Genomic DNA, 25,658 nt, shown 5'->3' with positions numbered 1-25,658 from the left:
TCAGGACTGCCAGACCTTCTGCGCGGCGGTCTGCCAGTCGGCCAGGATCGAGTCGAGCTCGTTCGGCTTCTGGATGAACCGGATCAACGCGGCGTCGGCGGTCGGCTGCAGCGCGTCGGAGGAGTCGCGGTTGAAGAACTGCGTGATCTCCTTGGCGTCCGCGAGCATCTTGCGTCCCTTTTGGACCAACGACGTGCCGGTGTCCTTCGCGGACGGGTTGGTCGGCAGCACGGTGCCGGACGAGTTCTTGATGTAGAGCTCCTGGGCCTCGGCCGTGGCGACGTAGGAGAACCACTCCTTGACCTCGGCGACGTGCGGGGTGCGCGCACTGGCGAAGAAGCCGTCGGTCGGGCCCTCCTCGGCGACCGGCACGGCCGGGTCGAGGATCGGGAACTGGAAGAAGTCGAGGTCGTCGAGCGCGTCCTTCGGCGCGGCGTCGGCGAAGAACGTGCCGGTCAGCACCATGCCGGTGCGGCCCTGCAGCAGCACGGTGGTGGCGTCCTGGAACGCGATCGCGGTGCCGTTCGGGTCGAAGTAGGGCAGGGCCTGGCGCCACGGGTCGAAGATCTTCTTGACGCGCGGGTCGTCGAAGCGCTGCTTGCCCGCGAGCAGCTCGCGGTGGAAGGGCGCGCCGTTGATCCGGATGTTCAGGTAGTCGAACCAGGCGGACGCGGTCCACGGCGTGGTGCCGCCCGCGCCGAGGCCGATCGGCGCGATCCCCTTGCCCTTCAGGGTTTCGCACAGGGCGAGGAACTCGGTCCAGTTCGTCGGCGGCTGGACGCCCCACTTCGCGAAGTTCGACTTGCGGTAGAAGAAGCCCCACCAGTAGTACGACGTCGGGATGAAGACCTGGTGGCCGGCGCCGTCGCCGGAGAGCGCGCGGAAGGCGGCGCTGTAGTCGCCCATGCCCTGCCAGACGTCGCTGACGTCGAGGAGCAGGCCCTTGCGGGCGTAGCCGGACAGCAGCGAGCCCGGGTACCAGGTGAACGTGTCGGGCGGGTTGGCCGCGGTGAGGTAGCTGGGCAGCTGGGTCCGGAAGGTTTCCGACGCCACCGTGTTCACGGTCGCGGTGGCGCCGCCCTTGTCGCCGAACGCCTTGGCCAGCGCCTCGATGGCTTTCTTCGCCTCGGGCGAGGACAGGTTCGACTGGACGGTGACCGCGCCGGCGGCCTGCTTGACCGGGCCGCTGGAGGTGGCGGTGGCGCAGGCGGCGAGGAAGCTGCCCGAGCCGACGGCTCCCAGCCCGGCGAGGCTCGCGTTGCGCAGGAAACGACGGCGGGACAGGCCGGCACTCGTCATGTCGTGACCCCTTTGTCTAGGCGCCCGCACGGGCGTGACTGCTGCCAAAGAGTGCAACCGGGCGCCGCCGGTGTCAAGATGTATTCATAATTTATTACGACTTCGGAGGCAGCGTAGGATGACGGTCCGCCAGTCCGCCAGCTGAGAGGCCCTTCCCTTGACCGAACACCGGCCACGCGGGTTGCACGGCCAGACCGTGGAGGCACTGGCCAGCCGGATCCTCTCCGACGAGTGGGGCGAAGGCACGATCCTCGACCTGCCCGCCCTGCGCGAAGAGCTCGACATCAGCCTGACCGCGCTGCGCGAAGCGCTCAAAGTGCTGGCCGCGAAGGGCATGATCGACGCCCGGCAGAAGCGCGGCACGTTCGTCCAGCCGCGCGAGAAGTGGAACATGCTCGACGCCGACGTCATGCGCTGGCAGACCGCGGCCGCCGACGACCCCGGCCTGCTCGAGGAGCTGACCGAGGTCCGCGCGGTCGTGGAGCCCGCCGCGGCCCGGATCGCCGCCGGGCGCGCGTCGGAAGAGGACGTCGAGGGACTGCGGGAAGCGCTGGCCGACATGGCCGCGGCCGGCGGCGACCCGGAGGCGAGCGTCCAGGCCGACCTCGCCTTCCACCGGCGGCTGATGGCCGCCACCCACAACAACTTCCTGATGCGGATGGAGCGCGTGATCGCGATCGGGCTCGCCGAGCGCGACAAGCTGGTGCACGGGACGTCCCCGGCGGAGGACCCGGTGCCGAGCCACCGGAAGGTGTTCGACGCGATCGTGTCCGGCGACCCGGCGGCGGCGGAGCAGGCGATGCTGGCCCTGGTCACGAAATCCCGCGACGACCTCGAGAAAGCTCAGCGCCGGTCGTGAGTGATAAGTCGGGTTAGAACCCGACTCATCACTCACGACCGGCCGCGGCAGACTGCTCAGGCCAGGGCGGCTTGGAGCATCCGGGCCGCGGCCGCGCGGGGTTCGGGGTCGATTTCGATCAGCGCGTTGACGACGGCGCCGTCGACCAGCGCGATCAGGCGCTCCAGCTCGACGGCGGAGACCGGGGTGCCCGAGCGGGCGAAGATCTCCGCCAGCAGCTCGTTGAGCTGGGCCGACAGCGTCCGCATCAACGGCCGCAGGTACGGGCGGCGACCGGTCGCGACCAGGCGCTCGTAGCGCAGCAGGACGGCTTCGGCGTCGGCCTCCGGGTCACCGCTCTCCGGCCCCAGCAGCATCTCCAGCACCAGCTCGACGGTCGCCTGCACGCCCCGGTTGCGGGTCGCCAGCTCCTCGAGCCGGTGCCGCCCGGCGGCCAGCTCCGCGTTCGAGTGGTGCTCGACGGCCGCCGTGACCAGGTCCTCGAGCGAGTCGAAGTAGTACGTCGTCGACGCGAGCGGCAGACCGGCCCGTTCGGCGACCGCCCGGTGGCGGACGGCGTCGAACCCGCCCTCGACGAGCAGCTTCGCGGCGGCCTCGACGAGCGCGGCGCGGCGTCGCTCCCCCTTCGGGGTGGTCGCTCCGGTCATGGCCGGTCATTCTGCCAACCGGGCGAACCCGGGCTCAGAAGCGGGGCGCGAGTGCGCGCGCGATCTGGTCCACTTGCCCCGCGTACGGCGCCGTCGCCCCGGCGGAAGGCACGCTGACCAGCAGGAGCTGGCCGCCGGACGCCGTCGTGACCCGGGCCGTGACCGTGCCGGCCGGCTGGGACTTGAAGACCACCGGGATGCCCTTCGGGTACACCGCCGCGGCCACTTCGCCACCCTCGACCGGGAACCCCGCGGAGCGCGACCCCGTCGAACAGGCGCCGCCCGGGGACGCCTGGGAAGCGGCGACGGGGACGGGGAGCTCGCCAGCGAGGGCGATGGCGAGCTCCCCGTCCACCTGTTCGCACCCGGAGGCGCCTTCGGCCAGGTGGCCGGTCTTCCCGCCCCCGTCACCCCCCTGCTGGGGTGGCTGGGCCGGGAAGTTCGGTGACTCCCCACCGACTTGAGGACGCATCGAGCCGTCGCCGGGTTGCGCGGAGCCGGCTTCCGATTGCGCCGAGACGGCGTTGTCCTTGGCCGCGGTCAACGCTCCGGGAGTACCCCCGGAGAACACCCCGTACGCACCGAACCCGACGACGACCAGTGCCGCGGCGCTCACGCCCGCGGTGATCCGGTTGCGGCGGCGGACGGTCTGGCGGCGCGATTCGCGGACGACGTCGTCCTGGGAGAACGTGGGCGCGGGCGCGTCCGGCGGCGCGGCGGAGAACAACGAGCGCAGCTCCTGCTCATCCATTGGTCTCCACCTCCCGTTCCAGCACCTGCTTGAGGTTCGCCAGCCCGCGTGCGGTCTGGCTCTTCACGTTGCCTTCGCTGCAGCCCAGCGCCTTCGCCGCGCTGGTCACGTCGAGTCCTTCGAAGTACCGCATGACCAGCACCGCCCGCTGCTTGGGCGGCACTTCCTTCAGCGCCGCGAGCAGGTCTTCCCTGGTCGCGACGAGGTCGTCGAGGCCGGGTGTGTCGTCGGCGGGCTCCGGCAGGACCTCGGTCTGCCACTCGCGCCGCCACGGCCGCCGCGATTCGTCGATCGACGCGCGGACGAGCGTCTTGCGCACGTACGCGTCGGTCGCCGCGCGATCCCTGATCTTCGTCCACCTCCGGTGCAGTGCGACGAACGCCGTCTGCGCGAGGTCGTCCGCCCGGTGCCAGTCTCCGCAGAGCATGTACGCGGTCCGGCGCACGGCGTCCCGCCTGGCGGCGAAGTACTCCGCGAACTCCTCCTCGTCGCGCTGGTCCACGCGCAGTCGTGCTCCGCTCTGTTGTCGTTCGCCCATGAGGACGGAATCAGGGGCGTCCACGGTTGCACGGACCGAGTGGGTTCGACCACTCAAGGGCTCATTGATCCCCGTCAGGTGGGTGTGATGTGATCGCTCCGTGACCTTCACCCTGCCGCCGCTGGATTTCCGTTCCGACACCGTCACCCGTCCGGATGAAACGATGCGAGCGGCGATGGCGTCGGCCGAGGTCGGCGACAACGTCCTCGACCACGACCCGACGGTCGCCGCCCTGGAGGAACGCGCCGCGCACGTCCTGGGCATGGCGGCCGCGCTCTGGGTGCCGAGCGGGACGATGGCCAACCTGATCGCGCTCAGCCTCCACCTGCAGCGCGGCGACCGGTTCCTGGCCACCCGGGGTGCGCACGTGCTGGCCAACGAGCTGGGCTCGGCCGCGTGGCTGGCCGGCGGCATGCCGGACATCCTCGAACACGACGGCGGCCCGGGCCGCCCGTCTCCCGACGCCCTCGCGGCCGCGATCGGACAACCCGGGCCGTACTTCACATTACGGACGTCGCTGCTCTGCCTGGAGAACACCCACAACGCGGCCGGCGGCGCGGTGACCCCGCCGGACGAGCACGCCCAGCTGCTGTCCGTCGCGAAGGAAGCCGGCCTGACCGTGCACCTCGACGGCGCCCGCATCTGGCAAGCCTCGGTCGCGCTGCAGGTGCCACCCGCCGCGCTGACCGTCGGTGTCGACTCCGTGTCGGCCTGCTTCAGCAAGGGCCTCGGCGCACCGGTCGGCTCGGTCGTGGCCGGCAGCAAGACGTTCGTCGAGCGCGCCCGCCGGATGCGCCAGATGCTCGGCGGCGGCGTCCGCCAGGGCGGCGTCCTGGCCGCGGCCTGCCTGGTCGCGCTGGACCGCGTCCCCGACCTGGCCGACTCCCACGAGAACGCCACGCGCCTCGCCGACGGGCTGCGCGAGTACGGCTGGGCGACGAACGAGCCGGACACCAACATCGTGCTCGCCGAGGTGCCCGACATCCCGACCGCGCTGAGCTGGCTCGACTCGCTCGGGGTCCGCGCGGTGCCGATGGCGGGCAAGGTCCGGTTCGTCACCCACCGGGACCTCAGCGCGACCGACGTCGAAGAAGCCCTGCGCCGGATCAAGACCGGCGCCTGACGCACTGGGGGACCCCGTGAACTGGATCGTGTTCGACTACGGCGACGTGCTGAGCAAGCCGAGCGCCGCCCGCCCCGACCTGGCCGCCGCGATGGGCGCGCCGCTGCCGGAGTTCGAGAAGGCGTACTGGGACCTCCGGATCCCGTACGACGCGGGCAGCACGCCGCTGGAGTACTGGCAGGCCGTGGGCAAGGAGCTCGGCGTGCCGGTCGACGAGGCCCTGTCGGCCGAGCTGACCCGCATCGACGTCGAGGGCTGGGGTCACCTGGAGCCGTCGTCGGAGGCCCTGCTCGAGGCCCTTTCCGAAGCCGGCGCGGCGCTGGCGCTGCTCTCGAACGCGCCCGCGGTGTTCGGCGAGTGGGTCCGCGCGCAGGACTGGGTGCGACACTTCCGCGTGACGCTGTTTTCGGGCGACGTCCGGTGCGTCAAGCCGGACGCGAAGATCTTCCGCCTGCTGCTCGACGAGCTCGGCGCGGAGCCGGCGGACTGCCTGTTCTTCGACGACCGACAGTCCAATGTGGACGGTGCGAGGGCGGTCGGGCTCAAGGCCCAGCTGTGGAACGGCGCCGACGCGGCCCGCGCCTGGCTGGACTGAAACTCACCCACCCCGCACGGCCGCCTACCCGCCGTGATCCGCGTGTCCTAGGCTGTGCGCGTCCCCCGCCGACTCCCCCGGTAGGAAACCCATGGCGACGAGCGAACGACCGTCGGCCCGCGTCGACTTCGACCGGCCGAGCCTCGCTCGCGTCTCGGACGCGTTGCTGGGCGGGCAGAACAACTACGAGGCCGACCGCGCCGTCGTGCAGGACATCCTGGACATCGCGCCGGCCGCCCCGGCGATGGCGCGGGAAGTGCGGCAGTGGCTCGTCCGCGCCGTCCGCTACCTGACCGAGCGGCTGGCCGTCGACCAGTTCGTCGACCTCGGCTCGGGCTTCCCGACGATCGAGAACACCCACCAGGTCGCGCAGAAGTACAACCCGGAAGCGCACGTCGTGTACGTCGACGACGACCCGGTGGTCGAGGCGCACGGCCGGGCCCTGCTCGTCGACAACGACTTCACCCACATCTGCGGCACCGACCCGCTGAACCCCGGCGAGACGCTCGCCGCGGTGGCGCAGTTCATCGACCTCGACCGCCCCGCCGGGCTCGTGCTCTGCGGGGTCGTCGACCACATCGCCGACCTCCAGCAGGCGCAGCAGGTGGTCAAGTCCTACGCCGGCGCGCTCGCCCCGGGTTCGTACCTGCTCCTGCTGCACCGCCACAACCCGGCCGACGGCTCCGAGGCGGCCGGCGTCGCGACGGCGCTGGAGGACCGGCTCGGCCGCACCGGGCTCGCCACGCGCTACCGCGCGGAGGCCGAGATCGCGTCCTTCTTCGACGGCCTCGACCTGCTCGAACCCGGGTTGACCGTGCCGCACCTGTGGTGGCCGGACGGGCCGCGCCTGGCGCCGCTGACGCCGGTCAACCGGACGGCGCTGGGCGGCGTGGCGCGGATCCCCTAGTAACGGTTGATGCGCTTGGTGTCCTTGTTGCCGGTGATGGCCTTGTAACCGGCCGCGCCGAGGAACGCGATGCCGCCGATGATGGCGATCCACAGGACGGCCTTGAACACGAAGCCGATCACGGCGCCCAGCACCATGAACGCCACCCAGGCGACGATCAGGCCGCCGACGATCTTCCAGAACATGGTTCCTCCGCTGTGTTCCCGTGGCCCCACCGGCCCGGTGACTCCAATGTGCCATCCCCGGCGGTGAAACTCCCCTCGAACGGCCAACGTTCGGGGTTAAATCAGGGTTCCCCCTGGCCGAGCCACCCGCCGAGCCGCCGGACGCCTTCGTCGATGTCCTCGGCGCTCCCGGCGAAGGAGAACCGCACGTACTTCCCGCCGTCGACCGGGTCGAAGTCGACGCCAGGGGTGATGGCCAGCCCGGTTTCGGCGAGCAGCCGCTGGCACCAGCTCAGGCTGTCGTCGGTGTACGCGCTGACGTCGGCGTACGCGTAGAACGCGCCGTCCGCCGGCGCCAGTTCGCCGAGTCCGACGCGCCGCAGGCCGTCGAACAGCCGGTCACGGTTGGCGCGGTACCGCTCGACGTGCGCGTCGGCTTCCGCGTACGCCTCGGGCGTGAAGGCGGCGAGCGCCGCGTACTGCGAGACGGCGGGCGGGCAGATGGTGAAGTTGCCGGTCAGGACGTCGATCGCGCGGTGCAGCCGCTGCGGCGCGAGCATCCAGCCGAGCCGCCAGCCGGTCATCGCGAAGTACTTGGAGAAGCTGCCGAGCACGATCGGCTCCCGGCCGTACTGCCACGCGCAGTCGAGCTCGGCGCCGTAGGAGATGCCGTGGTAGATCTCGTCGCTGATCAGCTGCACCCCGTGCGACGCGCACCACCCGGTGATGGCGGCGAGCTCCCCGGGCGGCAGCACGGTCCCGGTCGGGTTGGCCGGGCTGGCGACGATCAGGCCGTCGATCGGGCCCAGCTGGTCGAGCAGCCCGACGGTGGGCTGGAAGTTCGTCTCGGCGGTGGTGGCGAACTCGACGACCTCGCACCCCAGTACGGAGAGCAGGTTCCGGTAGGCCGGGTAGCCGGGGCGCGCCATCGCGACCTTGGCGCCGGGGTCGAAGGCGCTGAGGAAGGCCAGCAGGAAACCCCCGGAGGACCCGGTGGTCAGGACGACGTCGTGCGCCTGCACGTCGACGTCGTACCGCTGCCGGTAGTGCCCGGCGACGGCCTCGCGCAGCTCAGGGATGCCGAGCTGCTCGGTGTACCCGAGGGTGCTGCTCTGCAGTGCTTTCGCCGCGGCTTCCAGCACGGGCCGCGGCGCGGGCGCGGAGGGCTGCCCCGCCGCGAGCGACACGAGGTCACCGTGACTGCGCTGCCGCGCACCGGCCGCGGAGAGGACGTCCATGACGTGGAAGGGCGGCACGCCGGCCCGCAGCGCGGGACCGGCGAAGGCTCCGAGGTCGACCATGCGGCCAGGCTAGTTCTAGTAGCCCCGGTAGGCACCGCCGTGGGCCATGGCCTTGATCCCCGGCACGTTGTCGAGGCTGCCGTAGCGGTCGAAGGAGTACTGGACGCCCGCGATGATGTTGTCGACCGGGTTGTAGATGTTGTCGTGCCCGGGCAGCTTGTGCGCGTTGAAGGTCGAGTCGATGCACTGCATGAGCCCCTTGGACGGGTGCCCGGCCGCGGCATTCGAATCCCAGTTGTTGATGGCGTTGGGGTTCCCGCCGGACTCGTGCTGGATGATCGCCCAGATCTTGGGGATGTCGGCGTCGGTCACCGGGATGCCCGCGGCCTGGAGGGCCTTCATGGCTTCCTGGATCCACTGCTGGACGTTGCCGGGGGGCGGGGACGAGGGCGGGCCGCCGCTGGGGCCGAGGCCACCGCCACCGCCACCGCCTCCGCCGCCACCACCGCCGCCTCCGCCACCGTGGGAGGAGCCGTTGCTGTGGATGCCGCCGGTGCTCTTGGGGGCCGCGGGGGTGCTGCTCGGCAGCGGGACCTGGTCGTAGCCGCCCTCGATCTGCTGGGACATCAGCTTCTGCGACGCCTTGATCGCGGTGTCGGCCTGGGTCTGGAGGCCGGTCACGTCGCCGTCGAAACCGGCCGTGATGGTGTGGATGTCGGTCTTCGCCGTGGCCAGGATCTGGTCGGCGGACGGGTTCGGCCCCGGCTTGCCCTCTTCGTGCGCCGTCTTCGCGGCGGCCATAGCTTTCTTGATTTGGGTTTCAGCCGTCGCGTTGCGCTCGTTGACCGCCTTCTCCGCGGCGAGCTGCTTGTCCCCGACGTTCTTCTTGACCTGCTCGAGGGTCGACGCGAGGTCGTCGAGGTCCTTGGCGACGTCTTCGAGGTGGGTCTGCACCTTGGTCCCGGCGTCGCGGACCTGGCGGACGTACTTGAAGAATTCGTCGGCCGCCGGCCCGGCCCACACGCCGCCGTTGAGGGCTTCCGTCGAATTCTTCAGCGACGCCGTGTGGTCACCGGCGTTCTTGCCCGCCTCGCGGAACTGCGCCGCGGCGGCGGTGATTTTTCCCAAATCGACCTTTTCGACCTGGTCGACCTTCTTCATGAAGGCTTCCCAGTTGTCCGGCGTTCCGGCGCCGCCCGGGTTCAATCCCACTCTGGTGCCCCCTGCTCAGTTCACTTGTCGACGTGCAGCTTGAGGTCGCTCGCCCCGACCTGGTCGGTCTCGGCGATCAACCCCGCGGCCTTGCGCATGGCGAACCCCAGTGCCTCCATGTGCTGGCCGGCGGCGTCGAACTGGCTGTGCACGCCGTCCTTGAACTTGCCGACGGCGCCGTGCGCGTCGCCCTTGTCGTCCATCCCGCCGAAGGGGCTTTCCTTCTCGTGGTCCAAGCCGGTGACCTTCTGCTTGGACTTTTCGAACTCGTCCTTGAGCTTCTCCACCTGGCCGGCCGCGATGGCCATCGAATCGGCGTCGTAGACAGGCACGGCTTGTCATCCCCTTCGGAAAACTTGTGTCCGCCCGGTCAGACGTCGTCATGACCAGGACGGTTCCCGCGCTTACTTTATGACTTCCCGAGGGGCGCGCGTACGGTTACCGGCCAACTTCCACCCGGCGGGGCTCAGGCCTCCGCCATCAGTTCCCGGATCCTCGTCGCCAGCAGCGCGTTGTCCGCCGGGGTCACCGTCGCCCACTCGCGGCCTTCGCGGTCGGTCTCCACCTGGAACAGGTAGCGCCCCGAGTCCGTGTCGAAGAACGCCACCACCCGGTCCGCGCGGTGGACGACGCCGTCGCGGCCCACCCGCTCCGCGCCGAACTGGCCGCGGGCCTCCTGGCCCAGCAGCATGCCCGACAGCTCCTGGGCTTGGAACAGCGCCACGCCGCGGTCCTCCAGCGCCGTCACCAGCGCTTTCGGGTCGCCCTTCGCCGCCGCGTCGGCCGCGCGCAGGGTCGCGTACGGGATGCTCACCGTCTGGCCGATGCCCGGGGCCAGGTCGCCGGCCACCGAGACCGCCGCCTCCGGGAGGGCGTCCTCCGTCGCCGGGATCAGCCAGACCTCCGCGTTGTCCACCACCGCCAGCACCGCCTGGCTGCGGTGGCTGACCGCGCGGCCGCGGATCTCCCGTTCCGCCCACACCCAGACGTCGACGCCGAACTGGGGGCGGGCCAGCAGGTGGAGCAGGTCGGCCAGCTCGCCGGACGGGCGGCGGTTGCGGGCCAGGCGCCGCTCGCTGAGCGACGCCCACGCCGACGTCACCAGCTCCGCGCGCTCGGTGCGGGTGGTTCCCCCGCTCGGCACGTCGATCGCGACGTGCCGTCGGGGCAGTTCGAACGACTCCCAGAGCACGTCGAACTCCGACGCGGACAGCACCAGCGACACGGTCAGCGACCGTCCGAGCCGTGGTCGCCGATCACGTCGGGGGAAACCATCCGCTGGTCGGCGAACAGGTCCTGGTCGTCGACGCCGAAGCGGCGGACGTGCTCGGCGTCCTCCTCCTGCGGGGCCGCCTCCGACAGGAACCGCGCCTCGCCGCGCTGCTGCTTCGGGCTGATCTGCTCGGACTTCCGCAGCGCGACGGCCTCCTCCTCGGGCAGCTCGCCGACCGGCAGCGGCCGCACCGGGCCCTTCGGCTGGTTCTTCTCCCGCCGCAGGCGTTCCTTGTCGCCGCTGAGCGCGCCGCCGGCGGCACCCGCGCCGACCGCCGCCGCGCCCGCGCCGATCTCGCCCGGTGTCGCGCCGGGTTTCACCGCGAAGCCGCGCTCGGCCGTGTACTGGCCCGGCTGGAGCGGGGCCTGCGGCATCGCGCCGACCGTGCGGCCCTTGGCCAGCAGGCCGTCGGGGCCGCGGCTGAGCGAGCTGTCGACGCCGCCCGTGCCCACTGACGTGCCACCGCCGCCGCCGAGCGACTTGATCGGGGCCGTCGCCGGGTTCTGGCCGGGCGGCAGGGCACCGGGCGCGCCGGGCGGGACGAACTGCTCGCCCCCGCCGCCGACGGCCAGGCCGGGCGAGAAGTGGGTGGAGTCGCTCCCGGCGGTACCGCGGCCGGGAGTGTTTACCCAGCCGGGAGCGGGCGCCGTCGTCGGCGGCCGCACGCCTGAAGGCGTCGTCGACGACGAAGACGGTGTCGTGTGCTGCGCGGCCGGCGCGGTCACCGAGCCGGTCTGCCGCGACGGCGGCGCGGGGCGCGACGGCTGCTGCGCCGCCACGCCGTAGACCGGGGTCGGCGGGTCGGCGTGCACCTGGTGCGAGACCGGCTGCACCACCGGCGGCTCGACGTGCACCGACCGGACCTTGTCCGAAGCGGGCCGCACGCCGCCGTCGGGCGTCACCGCGACCGCCGCGCCGGCGACGTCGAGGACGCCCGGCGTGACACCCGGCGCGGCCAGCTTCAACGACTCGGGGTCGGTCAGCGACTGCGTCGAGAGCAGGTTCGTGCCGCTCTCCTGCGCGTACTCGTTGAGCGCCTGCTGCGCCTGCGCCTTGGCGTTGTTCGCCGCCTCGACCTGGCGGGCGTGGTCGGTCTCGAACCCGATGAGGGACAGCAGCAGGCCGTCGGTCAGCGTGTAGCCGCCCGCGCCCTTCCGCACCGTCTCGGCGTCCGGGAGCTTGTACTTGGTGCGGTTGAAGGACTCGCCCTGCGCGAAGACCATTTCCGCGGCGTGCGCGACCTTCGTGGTGGCGTCCTGGGAGAACCCGGCCTGCTCGGTCAGCACCTGGCCGGCCGCGCCCCCGGCCTGGCTCTGCCACTCGACGCCGAGCTTCAGCAGCTGCGCGCGCAGCGTCTGGTCGGTGTGGGCGAGCGCGGTCGCGACGGCCTTCAGCGCGTCGACGGCGGTGCCGATGCTGCCGGTGCCGTCGCCGTTGATCATCCGCGTGATCTGGTCGGCGATCGCGGTGTTGGTCCAGCCGTCGAACCGGTGGTTCTGGATCCCGGCCGCGAGCTCGGAGAATTCCACGCGCCCTCCCTAGTTGCGTGACTTCAAGGACTGCAGCGCCAGGTCGGCGGCGTGCGCCGACATCTCGCACAGCTGCGGCTGGGTGAGCTTGCCGCGGGTGATGGGGAACGTCCGGATGGTCAGCGTCCGGCCCTTCGCGACGCCGACGAGGGTCGTGCAGTCGGCGGGGTCGCCGGCCGCGCGGTAGCTCGTCAGCGCCGGGTAGCCGCTGATGGCCTTCGGCTCCGTGGTCATGCTGTTCTTGCGGCGAGCCCCGGTGATCCACTCGTCGAGGTCCGCGGTCACCGCGCCCACCTGGTAGCCGTGGAACGGCTCTTCCCGGTCGGCGTCGAGCACGCACACCGGCCCGTCCGCGCTGTCGGCCTGGCGCGGGGTGCTGCTGATCTTCATCGCGTCGAGCTGCACCTGCGGGAAGAGGCCGCAGAGGTCGACGCCCTGCAGCGGCAGCTCGGCCGGGCGCTGGGGCAGCTGGGCGGCCTTCGCGCTCTGCGACGCCGCGGTGGCGGCCGTCTCGACCGGGTACGGGGTGCCGTCCTTGTCCGCGGAGCAGCCGGCGAGCGCCGCCGTCGCGAGCACGCCGCCGGTGATCAAGACCGCGCCACTACGCGCCGTGCTTGCCGCGGTCACCGAACACCGCCGCCTTTTCTTCGTCGCTGACCTTGTAGTCCTTCGCGGCTTCGCGCAGCTGCGACACCAGGCGCTTGAGGCCCGCGACGTACTCACGGACCTGGCCGGCGTAGGACCGGTCGCCGTCGGCGATCAAGGTGTTCCACGCTTCGATCGACTGGGTGCTGATCACGTCCGCCGACGGCGCGTCGACCCGCAGCTGGTCCAGGCGGGTGATCAGCTGGTCCTCGAGGGCGTTGGCCTGCTCTTCGACGATTCGGGCGACGTCGAGGAGCTTGTCCGGGCGGACCAGGACGTCCGCCACGGCCGGCGCCACCGGGACGGCCGGGCTCAGGTCGTACGAGGGTCCTGACATGCTCTCCCCTGACGTCATACGGACAGTGACCGGCCGGCTCCTCGTCGAGGCTACCAACGCAAGTGTGGCAGGAGCCTGGGTTTGGACGAAGTCCGTGCCCGGCCGGTTCCCGTGGAATCAGGCGCGCTGCTTGGCGGCGGGGGCGCCGACCTCTCCGTTCGCCGCCTTCAGCGCGATGTCCGTGCGGTGGTGCGACCCCGCGAGGTGCACTTTGTCCACCGTCTCGTACGCGTGCTTGCGCGCCGACTTGAGCGTCTTGCCGGTGCCGACGACCGACAGCACCCGGCCACCGGCGGAGACGACGGCGCCGTCGTCGCGGCGGCGCGTGCCGGCGTGCAGCACGCCTTCCAGCTCGGCGCCGGTGATGACGTCGCCGGTGCGCGGCTTGCCCGGGTAGCCGTCGGCGGCGACCACGACGGTGACCGCGGTGCCGCCCGCCCACTCCAGCGGCGGGTGCTCGGCGAGCTTCCCCGTGGCGGTGGCGTGCATCAGCCCGGCGATCGGGGTACGCAGCAGCGCCAGCACGACCTGGGTCTCCGGGTCGCCGAAGCGGCAGTTGAACTCGATGACCTGCGGGCCTTCGGAGGTCAGCGCCAGCCCGGCGTAGAGCAGGCCGGAGAACGGCGCGCCGCGGTTCACCAGCTCGTCCGCGACCGGCTGGACGACCTTCTCGACCAGGTCGTCGACCAGGTTTTCGGGCGCCCACGGCAGCGGCGCGTACGCACCCATGCCGCCGGTGTTCGGGCCCGCGTCGCCGTCGCCGACGCGCTTGAAGTCCTGCGCGGGCAGCAGCGGCACGACGGTGGTGCCGTCGACGAAGCAGAAGAGCGACGCTTCCGGCCCGTCCAAAAAGGACTCCAGGAGCACCGGGTGGCCGCCGTCGAGGAGCATGATCGCGTGCTTGCGCGCGACGTCGTAGTCGGTCGTGACGACGACGCCCTTGCCGGCGGCGAGCCCGTCGTCCTTGACCACCCAGGTCGGGCCGAAGCGGGCGAGCGCGGCGTCGAGGCGGGCCGGGTTGTCGACCACCTCGCTGCGCGCGGTCGGCACGTTCGCCGCGGCCATGACGTCCTTCGCGAACGCCTTCGACCCTTCGATCCGGGCCGCCGCTGCCGACGGGCCGAAGCAGGCGATGCCCACCTTGCGGACGGCGTCGGCGACGCCGGCGACGAGCGGGACCTCCGGCCCGACCACGACGAGGTCGGCCTGCCAGCTCTTCGCGAGCGCGGCGACCGCCTCGGGGTCGGCCGCGTCGACGCCGAGCTGCTCGGCCACGGAAGCCGTGCCGGCGTTGCCAGGAGCGCAGGCCAGCGCCGTGACGGTGGGGTCGCCGGAAGCCGCGAGGACGAGGGCGTGCTCACGAGCGCCGGAGCCGATTACCAGTACGCGCACGCGGGACAGCGTATCCGGCGGGGTTCGCGGCGGACATTTCGCCGCCCCTGGCACCGGGGGTGAGCAGCGCCGAGCGGTCCGTGACGAGCGGCGCGCGGGTCCGCGGGCGGGCAGGAGTCCACACGCCGTTTACCGCGCCGACCGCCCAGGTACCGCCGCGAGACGCTTGCGGCGGTGAGGGTGGCGCGGGTAGTCAGGGTCAACCCTGTGTGAAAAGAGGTCACCAGATGAAGCGCAAACGTGTCGGCGTCCTGGCACTCGCCGGACTGGCGTTGCTCAGCGTCACCGGACTGGCCGTCGGGTCGGCCAGTGCGTCCGAAGCGTCGTCCGGAAGCGGGGGGTCCGCCGATGCGGCCGCGCACGGGCGGGGCCACGATGACCCCGTGATCATCGGACACCGCGGCGCGCCCGGTTACCGGCCGGAGCACACCCTCGCCTCCTACGAGCTCGCCTACCGGATGGGCGTCGACTGGGTCGACGTCGACCTCGTGCCCACGAAGGACGGCCAGCTCGTCGCGCGGCACGAGCCGGAGATCGGCGGGACCACCGACGTCGCGAAGCACCCCGAGTTCGCGGGCCGGAAGAAGACCGTCGTGCTCGACGGCGTCAGCACGACCGGCTGGTTCACCCAGGACTTCACGCTGGCCGAGCTGAAGACGCTGCGCGCGGTCGAGCGGATCCCGGCGAACCGCCCGCACAACACGCTCTACAACGGCCGCTACCAGATCGCCACCTACCAGGAGGTGCTCGACCTGACCAAGCGGCTCGGCCGGGAGCTGCACCGGACGCTGGGGACCTACCCCGAGGTCAAGCACTCGACGTTCTTCTCCTCGATCGGCAACCCGACCGAGCCGAAGCTGGTGTCGATCCTCAAGCGCAACGGCCTCGACCGGCCCGACGCGCCCGCGATCATCCAGTCGTTCGAGGTGACGAACCTGATCGAGCTGCACAAGCAGGTCCGGACGCCGCTGCTGCAGCTGACCTCGGCCACCGGCGCCCCGGCGGACTTCGTCGCGAAGGGCGACAAGCGGACGTACCAGGACATCGTGACCCCGCAGGGCCTGCGTGACGTCGCGAAGTACGCGAAGTACCTCGGGCCGGACAAGGGCCAGATCATCCCGCGGGACGCGAGCGACAACCTGGGCACGCCGACCGCGCTCGTCGCCGACGCGCACAAGGCCGGCCTGAAGGTGCAGCCGTACACCTTCCGGAACGAGAACCCGTTCCTGCCGGCCAACCTGCGTTCTTCGGCCGAGCCGGACGCCTACGGTGACGTCTTCACCGAGGAGTCGGCGTTCCTCAAGGCCGGCGTCGACGGCTTCTTCGCCGACCAGCCGGACACCGCGCTCGAGTCGCTGCACGCGTTCCTCGGGCGGTAATCGCTTTGCCGTGAGGGGCACCTTCGTGGACGCTTCGTCCATGAAGGTGCCCCTCACGGACTTCTCCGGTGTGGTACTGGTCAGCCGCGGCGACGAGACGCTGCTCGCCGAGGCGGCCGGGTACGCGCACATCGCGCACGGCGTCGAGAACACCGTCGACACGCGGTTCGCGATCGCCAGCGGCACCAAGGGGTTCACCGCGCTGGTCGTCGTCGGCCTGATCGCCGAAGGACGTCTCGCGCTCGAAACCAAAGCCCGCGAAGTCCTCGGTGACGACCTGCCGCTGATCGACGACCGCGTGACCGTCGAGCACCTCCTCACGCACACCTCCGGCATCGGTGACTACTGCGACGAAGAAGCGGATCCGCCGCCCACCCCGCTGCTCGCGACGTCGGCCGACTACCTCGCCGCGCTCGACGGCTACCCGCAGCGGACCCCGCCGGGCACGGAGTTCCGCTACCACAACGGCGCCTTCGCCGTCTTGGGCCTGATCGCCGAACGGATCGCGGGCATACCTTTCGCCGAACTCGTCCGGACCCGCGTGACGGAACCCGCCGGGATGACCGACACGGCGTTCCTCCGCTCGGACGCGCTGCCCGCCCGGACGGCCACCGGGTACCTCGAAGACGGCCGCACCAACGTGTTCAGCCTGCCCGTGGTGGGCTTCGCCGACGGCGGGATCTACAGCTCCGCGCCGGACTTCCGGAAGTTCTGGCCCGCGTTCCTCGACGGCCGGATCGTGCCGCGCGAGTGGGTCGGGCGGATGCTGCGCGGGGAGCGCTACGGCCTCGGCTTCTTCCTGCCGCGGCCCGGCGTCGTCCGGTTGGAAGGCGGCGACCACGGCGTCACGTTCGTGAGCCTGCACCAGCCGTCATCGGGCGTCACCGCGACCCTGATCTCGAACGACCACCGCGGTGGCGGGCCCCTGCTGAAGCAGCTGGACGAGTTCTTGACGAAAGCTTGACACCCCTCGGGACCAGGGCTACCTTCGGCGAATTCAATGGTCTGGCCGCATACCTTTCAAGAGGTGCCCGATGGACGTTTCCGACCAGCAGACCACTCCCGACCACGCTGACGAAGACAGCGCCCGCCTGCACCAGCTGGGGTACGCGCAGGAACTCAAACGGACGATGTCGGCGTTCTCGAACTTCGCCGTCTCCTTCACGATCATTTCGATCCTCTCCGGCTGCCTGACGCTCTACGGCTTCGGCATGAAGACCGGCGGCCCGGCCGCGATGATCTGGGGCTGGCCCCTGGTCGGGGTGTTCGTCATCCTGGTCGGCCTCGGCATGGCGGAGGTCTGTTCCAGCTACCCGACCGCGGGCGGCCTCTACTACTGGGCGGCGAAGCTGGCGCCGAACAAGTCCGGGCCCGTGTGGTCCTGGTTCACCGGCTGGTTCAACCTCATCGGGCAGATCGCCGTCACCGCGGGCATCGACTTCGGCGCGGCGCTGTTCCTCAACGCCTTCCTCGACCTGCAGTGGGGCTTCGCCGCGACGCCGGGGCACACCATCCTGCTGCTGGCGATCATCCTCGTGGTGCACGGCCTGCTGAACACCTTCGGCGTCCGGATCGTCGCGATCCTCAACAACGTCAGCGTCTGGTGGCACCTCATCGGCGTGCTGGTGATCGTCGGCGTGCTGGTGTTCGTGCCGGCCAAGCACCAGGACGCGTCGTTCGTCTTCGGCAGTTTCGTGAACCAGACGGGCTGGGGCTCGACGTTCTACGTGTTCGCGCTGGGTCTGCTGGTCGCGCAGTACACGCTGACCGGTTACGACGCTTCGGCTCACATGACCGAGGAGACGAAGAGCGCGGCGACGGCCGGGCCGCGCGGGATCGTCATGTCGATCGTCGTCTCGCTGGTCGCGGGCTGGATCCTGCTGATCGGCCTGACGTTCGCGATCCAGGACTACGACGGCGCGGTCGGGTCCGCAACCGGCGTCCCGCCCGCGCAGATCTTCATCGACGCGACCGGCGCGGTCACCGGCAAGTTCCTGCTGCTGATCTGCATCGGCGCCCAGCTGTTCTGCGGCATGGCGTCGGTGACGGCGAACTCGCGGATGATCTACGCGTTCGCCCGCGACGGCGCGATCCCCGGGTCGGGCTTCTGGCACAAGATCAACAAGCGCACGCAGACGCCGACCAACGCCGTGTGGCTCGCCGCGGGCGGCGCGCTGATCCTGGCCCTGCCTTACCTCTGGAGCGCGACGGCCTACGCGGCGGTGACGTCGATCGCCGTCGTCGGCTTGTACGTGGCGTACGTGATCCCGGTGTTCCTGCGGGTCCGCCGCGGTGACTCGTTCGAGCCGGGCCCGTGGTCGCTCGGCAAGTGGGGCAAGCCCGTCGGCATCATCGCGACGGTGTGGGTCGTGCTGATCTTCTTCCTGTTCATGCTGCCGCAGGTGTCGCCGGTGACGGTCGATTCCTTCAACTACACGCCGATCGCGTTCCTGGTCGTGCTCGGCGGCGCGGCCCTGTGGTGGGTGCTTTCGGCCCGCAAGTGGTTCACGGGCCCGAAGGTCCAGGGCTCCGAAGCCGAACTGGCAGCGGTGGAACAGGAACTGAAGGAACTCGGCTGAATCTCGGTGCAAGTGGTCGTGAGTGTTTAGTCGGGTTAGAACCGCACTAAACACTCACGACCACCCGCGCGGCACGTTCAGGGAGTTGCGTGGGTTTCCGGGGTGGGGGCGGGTTCGGCGGCTGGGGTGGCGTGGCCGGGGCGGACCGCCGTGACCGCGGCCGCACCCAGTGCGCCGACGCCGGCGAACGCGTAGAAGCCCCACGGGTACGCGATCCCCGCCGTCAGCAGCGCGCCGCCGAGGAGCGGGCCGGAGATCGCGCCGATGCGGCCGATGCCGGCGGACCAGCCGAGGCCGGTCGCGCGGATGGCGTCCGGGTAGATGCGCCCGATGTACGCGTACACCAGCACCTGGGCGCTGAACACGAAGCAGCCGGTCAGGAACACCGCCGCGTACAGCCCGACCGCGGGCAGCTTCACGCTCAGCAGCGCCAGGAACACCGCGCCCGCGACGAACCAGATCCGGGCCGACGGGCGGATGCCGACGCGGTCGGCGACCCGGCCCGCCACGAGCAGCCCGACGATGCCGCCGACGTTCAGCGTCAGCAGCAGGCTCAGCGCGGCGCCGAGCGGGTAGCCGGCCTGGCGCATGATCTCCGGCAGCCACGTGTTCAGCCCGTACACCAGCAGCAGGCCCATGAACGACGTGACCCAGAACGCGATCGTCGCGCGCAGCAGGCCGCCGCGGAACAGGCCGGCGACGGCGTGCCCGGCCGACCGCTCGGTCTCACGGACCCGCTGGAACGTCTCGGACTCCGGCAGGAACTTCAGCATCAGCGGAACCAGCACGACGGCGGGGATCGCGCCGGCGACGAACATCGCGCGCCAGCCCAGCGGCGAGATCAGCACGATGCCCAGCAACGCCGTCAGCACCGCGCCGACGTGGTAGCCGGTCATCACGGTGGTGGTCGCGCTGCCGGACTTGCCGCGGCGCGCGTTCTCGGTGACCAGCGTGATCGCCGTCGGCAGGCAGCCGCCGAGGCCGAGGCCGGCGACGAAGCGCAGCAGCCCGAAGACGAACGTCGAGGGCGCGAACGCGCAGAGCAGCGTGCAGAGGGAGAACAGCGTCACGGAGATGATCAGGGACTTCCGGCGCCCGATGACGTCGGTGATCGTGCCGATCGCCAGCCCGCCCAGCATCATCCCGGCGAGCCCGACCGTCGACACGACCGACGCCGTGCCGGGCGTCAGGCCCCAGACGTGGTCGCGGAGCAGCACGGGCAGCACGGTGCCGAGCACGACGAGGTCGAACCCGTCGAGCAGGACGGCGGTCCAGGCCAGGGGCACGACCCAGGAGCGGGTGCCAGGGGACATGGGGAACCTCCGGATGTGCGTCGGTGCACGTTTTCCGCACAGGTGTGCGTATTGCGCACAAGTATGCACAGCGGGTCCGGCGTAAGCCAGGTCACTTCCATTGAGCGGAAGCCGAGCGCAGGCCTCCCACCTGCGGGAAGATCACGCGCGTGGAGATCCTGACGCTGATGGGCGTGCTCGCGGGCTCGCTCGCGCTGACCGCGCTGGCCCGGCGCTACAACCTGTCCGCGCCGCTGCTGGTGGTCGTCGTCGCGCTCGGGGTCGCGCTGATCCCCGGGGTGCCGCGGTTCGAGCTCGAACCGGAACTGGTCCTCACCGTCGTCCTGCCGCCGTTGCTCTACTCGACGTCGCTGGAAAGCTCGCTGACGCACTTCAAGCGGGCGCTGCGGCCGATCGTCGCGCTCGGCGTGGTGCTGGTGGCGGTGACCGCCGTCGTCGTCGCCCTGGTCGTGCACCTGCTGCTGCCGGACGTGCCCTTCGCCTCCGCGCTGGTCCTCGGCGCGGTCGTGGCGCCGCCGGACGCGGTGACCGCGGTGGCGATCGGCCGCAAGCTCGGCCTGCCGCGCCGGGTGATGACCGTGCTGACCGGCGAAAGCCTGGTCAACGACGCCGCCGCGCTGACGCTGTACAAGGTGGCGCTCGCCGCCGTCGCGGGCACCGCGGGTTCGGCCGGGCACGGGTTCGCGGTGTTCGGCGTCGCGACCGTGCTGGGCATCGGCGTCGGCCTCGCGATCGGCGCGCTCGTCGTGCTGATCCGCCGCCGGCTCGACGACCCGCTGATGGAGTCGGCGTTCGGCATCATCGTGCCGTTCGCCGCGTACGTCACCGCCGAGCACCTGCATCCCTTCAGCGAGGACTTCAGCGGCTCCGGCGTGCTCGCCGTCGTCGCGGCGGGCCTGCTGCTGGGGCACCGCGCGCTGTACGCGTCGCCCGCGACGCGCATGCAGGACAGATCCGTGTGGGCGTCGATCGACGTCCTGCTGGAAGCGCTGGTGTTCGCCCTGATGGGGCTGCAGCTGCCGTTCGTCCTCGAAGGCGCGCAGCACGCGGCCCGCGACAACGGGACGCTCGCGCTGGTCGCGGTGGCCGTGCTCGGCGTGACGATGCTCGTGCGGATTCCGGCGGTCTTCGTGTCCGCGTACCTGCCGCAAACCGTGCGCCTGTTCGGCCGGGACCGGGCGACGCCGTCGTGGCGGACGCTGGCGGTGGTGTCGTGGACCGGCATGCGCGGCGTGGTCACGCTCGCCGCCGCGGCCGGCGTCCCGGCGGGGACCCCGGGCCGCGAGGAGATCCAGCTGTTCGCGTTCACCGTGGCGATCGGGACGGTGCTGATCCAGGGGCTGACGCTGCCGCCGCTGATCCGCGCGCTCAAGGTGGAGGACCCGGCGGAGACGTCGCGGGACGAGGCCGAGGAGCTGGCCGCCCGCGAGGTCGCGAAGAAGGCGGCGCAGGAGCGGCTGCGCGAAATCAGTCACGAGCGGCTGGCTTCGCTGGACCTGCCCCAGGAGAAGGTCGACCGGCTCAAGGAACGGCTGCAGCGGCTGATCGACACGCGTTACCGCTTCGCCAAGGCCGCGATCACGCTGTCCGGCGAAGACCGGCCCGGCAGCCCGCAGGCCCAGTTCGCGAAGGCCCGCCGCGAGCTGCTGATCACCCAGCGCAAGGCGATGATCGAGGAGAACCGCGCCGGTCGTCTCGACGACGAGGTCCTGCGGAGGGTGCTGCGGGAGCTCGATCTCGAGGAGCTTTCGGTGTCGGCGACCCTCACGAACCGGCTGAGCTGAGCACTTCCCACGTCCGCAGGCGCTCCTCGGTGGAGCGGATGCCGGTCTGCGAAACGAGGACGTCGGTCGCGCCGGCGTCGTAGTAGCGCTGGAGTCCTTCGAGGACGGTCTTCTCGTCCCCGATGATCGCCAGGTCCGCCGGATGATCGACGCCCTCCGCGGCCAGGATCCGTTGATACGACGGGATCCGGGCGTAGAAAGCCATCTGTTCTACGGCGAGCGCGCGCACGGCATCGGGTTCGTCGGTGACGATCGCCGGCACGGCCGCGAGGATCCGCTTGCCTTCGGGCAGGTGCGGAACGATCTGTTCGGAAAGCGCTCTCGGCCCGGCCAGGAACGGCAGCGTGCCGTCGGCGAGTTCACCGGTGACCCGCAGCGCCTGCGGCCCCATGGCGGCGACGATGATCCGCACATCTCCGCCCACAGTGGACGGTCCGGGCGGGTGCGCTTCGAGCGTTTCGCCGTGGAAGTCGACGGTTTCGCCGTCGAAGACCTGCCGCAGCACGGTGAGGTACTCCCGAAGGTGCCGGATCGGCGGCGGGTACTCGACGCCGTAGACGGGCCCGAGGAACCCCTTCGACCCGAGCCCGATCCCGAGCGTGAACCGCCCACCGGTGGCGGCCTGCGCGGTCTGCGCCGCACTCGCGACCACCAGCGGGTGCCGCGGGTAGATGGGCACGACGGACGTCCCGACCTCGATCCCGGGCACCTCCCGCCCCGCGACCGCGGCGACGGTGATGGCGTCCTGGCTCAACGGCAGCTGCGAGAACCAGACGGACTTCAGCCCGGCATCGGCGGCTTGGCGGGTCTGAGCGACGAGCTCGTCGACGAGGTTCCCCGCGGCCCCGGTGTCCCCGGCCGGCAGCGTGACTCCGATGGTCATGCTCCCAAGCTAGCGAGCGGCGCGACCGATTTCCGGCTTCCCACGGGGCGGGAACCGCGGGCCGCCCGCGCGCACGGCGAGCCCCCTCGCCCCGCCGTGCGCGCCGGCGGTACCCACCCCCCAGCACTGCCGACAGTGCCAGTGCGGCTGTACAGGATCGGCACATCCGGCCACCATCGAATGGTCACGACGCGCACGGGAGGGATGGGCGTGGAGTTCCTGCTCCTCGGCCCGGTCGAGGTCCGGTCGGGAGCCACGCACCTGCGGCTGGCCTCGCAGCGGCAACGCGCGCTGCTCGCCGCTCTCCTGCTGGCGCCCGGGGTGGTCGTGCCGCCGCACCGGCTGGTCGAAGTGATCTGGGGCCAGACGGCGCCGCGCTCGGCGACGGCGAACCTGCGGACCCACGTCGCCCAGCTGCGGCGGCAGCTCGCGACGCTGGACGGCGGCTCGCGGCGGATCCACGCCCGCGCCGGCGGTTACCTCGTCGAGGTCCAGGCGGGTGAGCTCGACGCCGAACGGTTCGACCAGCTCGCCGCGGCGGGACAGCGGGCCCTGCTCGACGGCGACGACGAACGTGCCGCGGAGCGGTTCGAGCGGGCCTTGGCGCTGTGGCGGGGCCGGCCACTGGACAACCTGCCGTCGACCGCGGCGCTCGACGGCGAGGCCCAGCGCCTGGCCGATGCCCGGCTCGCCGCCGTCGAGCACCACTGCCGCGCGCGCCTCAACCTCGGTGCCTGCGCGGACGTGGCCGCCGAACTCCGGCGGCTGGTCGTCGACCACCCGCTGCACGAACGGCTGTGGGCACTGCTGATGCTCGCGCTGGCCGGCGCCGGGCAACAGGCGGCGGCGCTCGAGGCCTACGACACGATCGCCGGCCGGCTGGCCGGGGACCTGGGCGCCGACCCCGGCCCCGAGCTGCGTTCGGCGCAGCTGGCGGTGTTGCGGCAGCAGGCCGTCCCCACCACCGCGCCCCCGCGGCCCGCGCAGCTTCCCCGTGCGGCGGCCGGTTTTCGCGGCCGGCACGCCGAACTGGCGGCACTCGACCGGCTGCTGCCCACGGGCGAGGGCTCGCGCCTCGGCGTCGTCGTCGGGACCGCCGGCGTCGGCAAGTCGGATCTCGCGTCGCAGTGGGCGCACCGCGTCCGCGACCGGTTCCCCGACGGGCAGCTCTACGCCGACCTCCGCCGCTCGGCCCGGCCCGGTCCGGTCCTCGGGCGGTTCCTGCGCGCCTTGGGCGTCCCGGCGCGGGAGATACCGGCGGACCTCGACGAAGCCGCGGCGCTGTACCGGTCCGTGCTGACGACCAAGGCCGTGCTCTGCGTTCTCGACGACGCCCTCGACTCCGAGCACGTCCGGCCGCTGCTGCCCGCGGCGCCGAACTGCACGGTCGTGGTCACCAGCCGCAACCGGCTCGACGGGCTGGTCGCGCTCGACGGCGCCCACCGCGTCGCGCTGGACGTCCTCGACGCGGCCGACGCGGTGTCCGTGCTCGCGACCGCGATCGGCCCCGAACGCGCGGCCCGCGAACCGGCGGCCACCGCCGAGCTGGCGGAAACGTGCGCCCGCCTGCCCATCGCCCTGCGCATCACCGGCGCGCGGATCCGGCACCGGGTCGGCCGCCGCGTCGAAGACCACCTCGCCGACGTCCGCGCCCAGGGCGTGCTGGACAGCCTGACGACCGACGGGGACACCAGCGCGGTCCGGGCCGCCTACGACCTGTCGTACGAGACACTGGACACCGCGACCCGCCGCACGTTCCGGCTGCTCGGCCTGGTTCCCGGCCCGGACACGACCCCGGCCGCGGCCACCGCGCTGACCGGCACCCCGGCCGCCACCCGGCACCTCGAGCGGCTGGCACTGGCCCACCTCGTCCAGGAGCACGCCCCGGGGCGCTACCGCCTGCACGACCTGCTCCGCCGGTACGCCGCCGAACGCGCGGCCGCCGAGTGCACTGTGGACGAACGCGACACCGCCGTGCGGAACCTGCTCGACCACTACCTCGACCGCACCGCCGCCGCGTCCGCGCTGCTGTACCCGTTCCTCCTGCGGCCGCCAGGTCCGGTGCCGGACCGGACCGCGTTCGCGGGGGAAGCGGCGGCCCGGACGTGGCTGGAGGCCGAAGTCCTCAACCTCGTCGCGGCGATCCGCCACGCCCACGCCCACGGGTACCACCACCTGGCGTGGCAGCTCGTCGACGGCCTCCGCGGGCACAGCATGCATTTCTGGCTGCCGGAGGGACCGGACCTCGCGCGGATCGGCCTCGAATCGGCCGAAGCCACGCACCGGGCGGACCTGCGGGCGGCCGCGCACAACAACCTCGCCGCCGTTCTCGCACTCCACTACGACTTCGAGCCCGCCGTCACGCACTTCGAAGCCGCACTGGGGCTTTACCGCGCACTGCGGTTCCGGCGCGGGGTGACCGGCGTGCTGGAGAACCTGGCCACGCTCCACCTGACCACCGGGGACCTCGACCGGGCGGTCACGCTCTTCACCGAGGCCGGCGCCCTCGATCCGGCCCGCAACCCGATCTGCCGGCGCAGTCTCGGCGTCCTCGCCGAGTACCGCGGCCGGCTGGCCGAAGCGAGCGCGATCCACGCCGAACGGGCGGCCACCCGCGACCCGGACGACCTGGTCCTGCTCGCTCGTGTGCACGCCCGCGCGGGCGAGTACGAAACCGCACGCTCCGAAGCGCGAGAAGCGGCCGAGGGCGGCCGGCGGTCGCACGACCGCTGCACGGAGAGCCACGCGCTCGCGGTGCTCAGCAGGGTGCACGCCGCCACCGGCGACCCCGCGCAAGCCGTCCGGCTGGCGGAGAAAGCACTCGAGCACGCACGCGGGATCGGCGACCCCGGCGCGGAGATCGCCGGGCACACCGCCCTCGCCCTGAGCCACCTCGCCGGTGGCGACCACGAACGTGCGCTGCTCAGCGGCCACCACGCACTCCGCACCGCCCGCCGGATCGGCACGCGGTTCGAAGAATGCGAAGCACTCGTGACCATCGGCCGCACCCACCGCGCGGCCGGCCCGAGGGAGCAGGCCGACCACTACCTCGCCACGGCGTCGAAGCTCGCGCGCGCCCACGGCTACGACGGTCTCGCGCGGGAACCCTGAATCCGCGTCGCGGGGCAAGCGCTTCCGCATCGCGGACACCCGGGCTCCCAGGAATTGAGAACCCGAGCGCGCCCGGCCGGATTCGCCCACCCTGTGC

At 71.8% G+C, this 25,658-nt stretch carries 24 protein-coding genes; 9 read left to right on the top strand and 15 right to left on the bottom strand.

Features of this window, described 5'->3' with window-relative positions; translation table 11 throughout:
* On the bottom strand, positions 1–1,299 hold the full coding sequence (locus tag SD460_RS07865; protein WP_290050480.1) for an ABC transporter substrate-binding protein: 1,299 nt from the start codon (positions 1,297–1,299) through the stop codon (positions 1–3).
* Positions 1,300–1,456: 157 nt separating this feature from the next.
* On the opposite strand from SD460_RS07865, the gene SD460_RS07860 reads away from it, so the two are divergent.
* The gene (locus tag SD460_RS07860; protein WP_290050479.1) at positions 1,457–2,158 is read left to right on the top strand and encodes a FadR/GntR family transcriptional regulator; all 702 of its coding nucleotides are present in this window, start codon (positions 1,457–1,459) and stop codon (positions 2,156–2,158) included.
* 56 nt (positions 2,159–2,214) lie between these two features.
* Here the strand turns inward: SD460_RS07860 and SD460_RS07855 are convergent, their stop codons facing one another.
* From SD460_RS07855 to SD460_RS07845, 3 genes are read right to left on the bottom strand one after another with little or no spacing between them, the layout of a single operon-like run.
* Positions 2,215–2,805, bottom strand: coding sequence for a TetR/AcrR family transcriptional regulator (locus tag SD460_RS07855; protein ID WP_290050478.1), 591 nt, complete (start codon positions 2,803–2,805; stop codon positions 2,215–2,217).
* 34 nt (positions 2,806–2,839) lie between these two features.
* Positions 2,840–3,556 (bottom strand): hypothetical protein, encoded by a 717-nt coding sequence (locus tag SD460_RS07850; protein WP_318306026.1) that lies wholly within the window; start codon positions 3,554–3,556, stop codon positions 2,840–2,842.
* Positions 3,549–4,058 (bottom strand): SigE family RNA polymerase sigma factor, encoded by a 510-nt coding sequence (locus SD460_RS07845; RefSeq protein WP_290050475.1) that lies wholly within the window; start codon positions 4,056–4,058, stop codon positions 3,549–3,551. The genes SD460_RS07850 and SD460_RS07845 overlap by 8 nt, the downstream gene beginning before the upstream one ends.
* Positions 4,059–4,194: 136 nt before the next feature.
* On the opposite strand from SD460_RS07845, the gene SD460_RS07840 reads away from it, so the two are divergent.
* The 3 genes from SD460_RS07840 to SD460_RS07830 all read left to right on the top strand — a co-directional run bounded on the left by SD460_RS07840 (position 4,195) and on the right by SD460_RS07830 (position 6,719).
* On the top strand, positions 4,195–5,217 hold the full coding sequence (locus SD460_RS07840) for a threonine aldolase family protein (protein WP_290050474.1): 1,023 nt from the start codon (positions 4,195–4,197) through the stop codon (positions 5,215–5,217).
* Between the two features lie 16 nt (positions 5,218–5,233).
* The gene (locus tag SD460_RS07835) at positions 5,234–5,812 is read left to right on the top strand and encodes an HAD family hydrolase (RefSeq protein ID WP_290050472.1); all 579 of its coding nucleotides are present in this window, start codon (positions 5,234–5,236) and stop codon (positions 5,810–5,812) included.
* Between the two features lie 91 nt (positions 5,813–5,903).
* Positions 5,904–6,719, top strand: a complete 816-nt coding sequence (locus tag SD460_RS07830; RefSeq protein WP_318306025.1) for an SAM-dependent methyltransferase — start codon at positions 5,904–5,906, stop codon at positions 6,717–6,719.
* Here the strand turns inward: SD460_RS07830 and SD460_RS07825 are convergent.
* The 9 genes from SD460_RS07825 to purD all read right to left on the bottom strand — a co-directional run bounded on the left by SD460_RS07825 (position 6,716) and on the right by purD (position 14,512).
* The gene (locus SD460_RS07825) at positions 6,716–6,904 is read right to left on the bottom strand and encodes a hypothetical protein (RefSeq protein ID WP_290050468.1); all 189 of its coding nucleotides are present in this window, start codon (positions 6,902–6,904) and stop codon (positions 6,716–6,718) included. The genes SD460_RS07830 and SD460_RS07825 overlap by 4 nt on opposite strands.
* 101 nt (positions 6,905–7,005) lie before the next feature.
* Positions 7,006–8,184: a pyridoxal phosphate-dependent aminotransferase gene (locus SD460_RS07820; RefSeq protein ID WP_290050467.1), complete on the bottom strand. Its 1,179-nt coding sequence runs from the start codon at positions 8,182–8,184 to the stop codon at positions 7,006–7,008.
* 15 nt (positions 8,185–8,199) lie between these two features.
* Positions 8,200–9,336, bottom strand: coding sequence for a transglycosylase SLT domain-containing protein (locus SD460_RS07815; protein WP_290050466.1), 1,137 nt, complete (start codon positions 9,334–9,336; stop codon positions 8,200–8,202).
* 20 nt (positions 9,337–9,356) lie between these two features.
* Positions 9,357–9,668, bottom strand: coding sequence for a hypothetical protein (locus tag SD460_RS07810; RefSeq protein ID WP_290050465.1), 312 nt, complete (start codon positions 9,666–9,668; stop codon positions 9,357–9,359).
* A gap of 134 nt (positions 9,669–9,802) precedes the next feature.
* On the bottom strand, positions 9,803–10,561 hold the full coding sequence (locus SD460_RS07805; protein WP_290050464.1) for an ESX secretion-associated protein EspG: 759 nt from the start codon (positions 10,559–10,561) through the stop codon (positions 9,803–9,805).
* A 2-nt stretch (positions 10,562–10,563) separates the two neighbouring features.
* Positions 10,564–12,138, bottom strand: coding sequence for a hypothetical protein (locus SD460_RS07800; RefSeq protein WP_318306024.1), 1,575 nt, complete (start codon positions 12,136–12,138; stop codon positions 10,564–10,566).
* Between the two features lie 9 nt (positions 12,139–12,147).
* The gene (locus SD460_RS07795) at positions 12,148–12,765 is read right to left on the bottom strand and encodes a DUF3558 domain-containing protein (RefSeq protein ID WP_290050460.1); all 618 of its coding nucleotides are present in this window, start codon (positions 12,763–12,765) and stop codon (positions 12,148–12,150) included.
* Complete coding sequence (locus SD460_RS07790) at positions 12,740–13,120, bottom strand: hypothetical protein (RefSeq protein ID WP_290050459.1); 381 nt, start codon at positions 13,118–13,120, stop codon at positions 12,740–12,742. Before SD460_RS07790 ends, SD460_RS07795 begins: the two co-directional genes overlap by 26 nt.
* 117 nt (positions 13,121–13,237) lie before the next feature.
* Positions 13,238–14,512, bottom strand: coding sequence for a phosphoribosylamine--glycine ligase (purD, locus tag SD460_RS07785; RefSeq protein ID WP_290050457.1), 1,275 nt, complete (start codon positions 14,510–14,512; stop codon positions 13,238–13,240).
* A gap of 227 nt (positions 14,513–14,739) precedes the next feature.
* Between purD and SD460_RS07780 the strand changes: the two genes are divergently transcribed.
* From SD460_RS07780 to SD460_RS07770, 3 genes are all read left to right on the top strand, one after another.
* Entirely contained in the window at positions 14,740–15,891 is a 1,152-nt protein-coding gene (locus SD460_RS07780) for a glycerophosphodiester phosphodiesterase (RefSeq protein WP_290050456.1), read from the top strand.
* Positions 15,892–15,931: 40 nt separating this feature from the next.
* Positions 15,932–16,855 carry a serine hydrolase domain-containing protein gene (locus SD460_RS07775; RefSeq protein WP_290050455.1) on the top strand — a complete coding sequence of 308 codons (924 nt, stop codon included), beginning with the start codon at positions 15,932–15,934 and terminating at the stop codon, positions 16,853–16,855.
* Positions 16,856–16,925: 70 nt separating this feature from the next.
* On the top strand, positions 16,926–18,470 hold the full coding sequence (locus SD460_RS07770; protein ID WP_290050454.1) for an amino acid permease: 1,545 nt from the start codon (positions 16,926–16,928) through the stop codon (positions 18,468–18,470).
* A 77-nt stretch (positions 18,471–18,547) separates the two neighbouring features.
* Here the strand turns inward: SD460_RS07770 and SD460_RS07765 are convergent, their stop codons facing one another.
* A complete protein-coding gene (locus tag SD460_RS07765; RefSeq protein WP_290050453.1) occupies positions 18,548–19,783 on the bottom strand; it encodes an MFS transporter in 1,236 nt (411 codons plus the stop codon).
* 149 nt (positions 19,784–19,932) lie between these two features.
* Between SD460_RS07765 and SD460_RS07760 the strand changes: the two genes are divergently transcribed.
* Positions 19,933–21,567, top strand: a complete 1,635-nt coding sequence (locus SD460_RS07760; protein WP_290050452.1) for a Na+/H+ antiporter — start codon at positions 19,933–19,935, stop codon at positions 21,565–21,567.
* On the opposite strand, the gene SD460_RS07755 is transcribed toward SD460_RS07760, so the two are convergent.
* Positions 21,548–22,450 carry a TIGR03564 family F420-dependent LLM class oxidoreductase gene (locus SD460_RS07755; protein ID WP_290050450.1) on the bottom strand — a complete coding sequence of 301 codons (903 nt, stop codon included), beginning with the start codon at positions 22,448–22,450 and terminating at the stop codon, positions 21,548–21,550. The two genes, SD460_RS07760 and SD460_RS07755, sit on opposite strands and share 20 nt — an antisense overlap.
* Positions 22,451–22,660: 210 nt before the next feature.
* Between SD460_RS07755 and SD460_RS07750 the strand changes: the two genes are divergently transcribed.
* Complete coding sequence (locus SD460_RS07750; RefSeq protein ID WP_318306023.1) at positions 22,661–25,561, top strand: AfsR/SARP family transcriptional regulator; 2,901 nt, start codon at positions 22,661–22,663, stop codon at positions 25,559–25,561.
* The last annotated feature ends 97 nt before the right edge of the window (positions 25,562–25,658 follow it).

It is taken from the genome of Amycolatopsis solani, assembly GCF_033441515.1.
In the GTDB taxonomy this organism is placed as follows: Bacteria; Actinomycetota; Actinomycetes; order Mycobacteriales; family Pseudonocardiaceae; genus Amycolatopsis; species Amycolatopsis solani.
The sequence above is the reverse complement of the archived record's forward strand: the minus strand, read 5'-3'. Positions and strand labels throughout refer to the sequence as shown.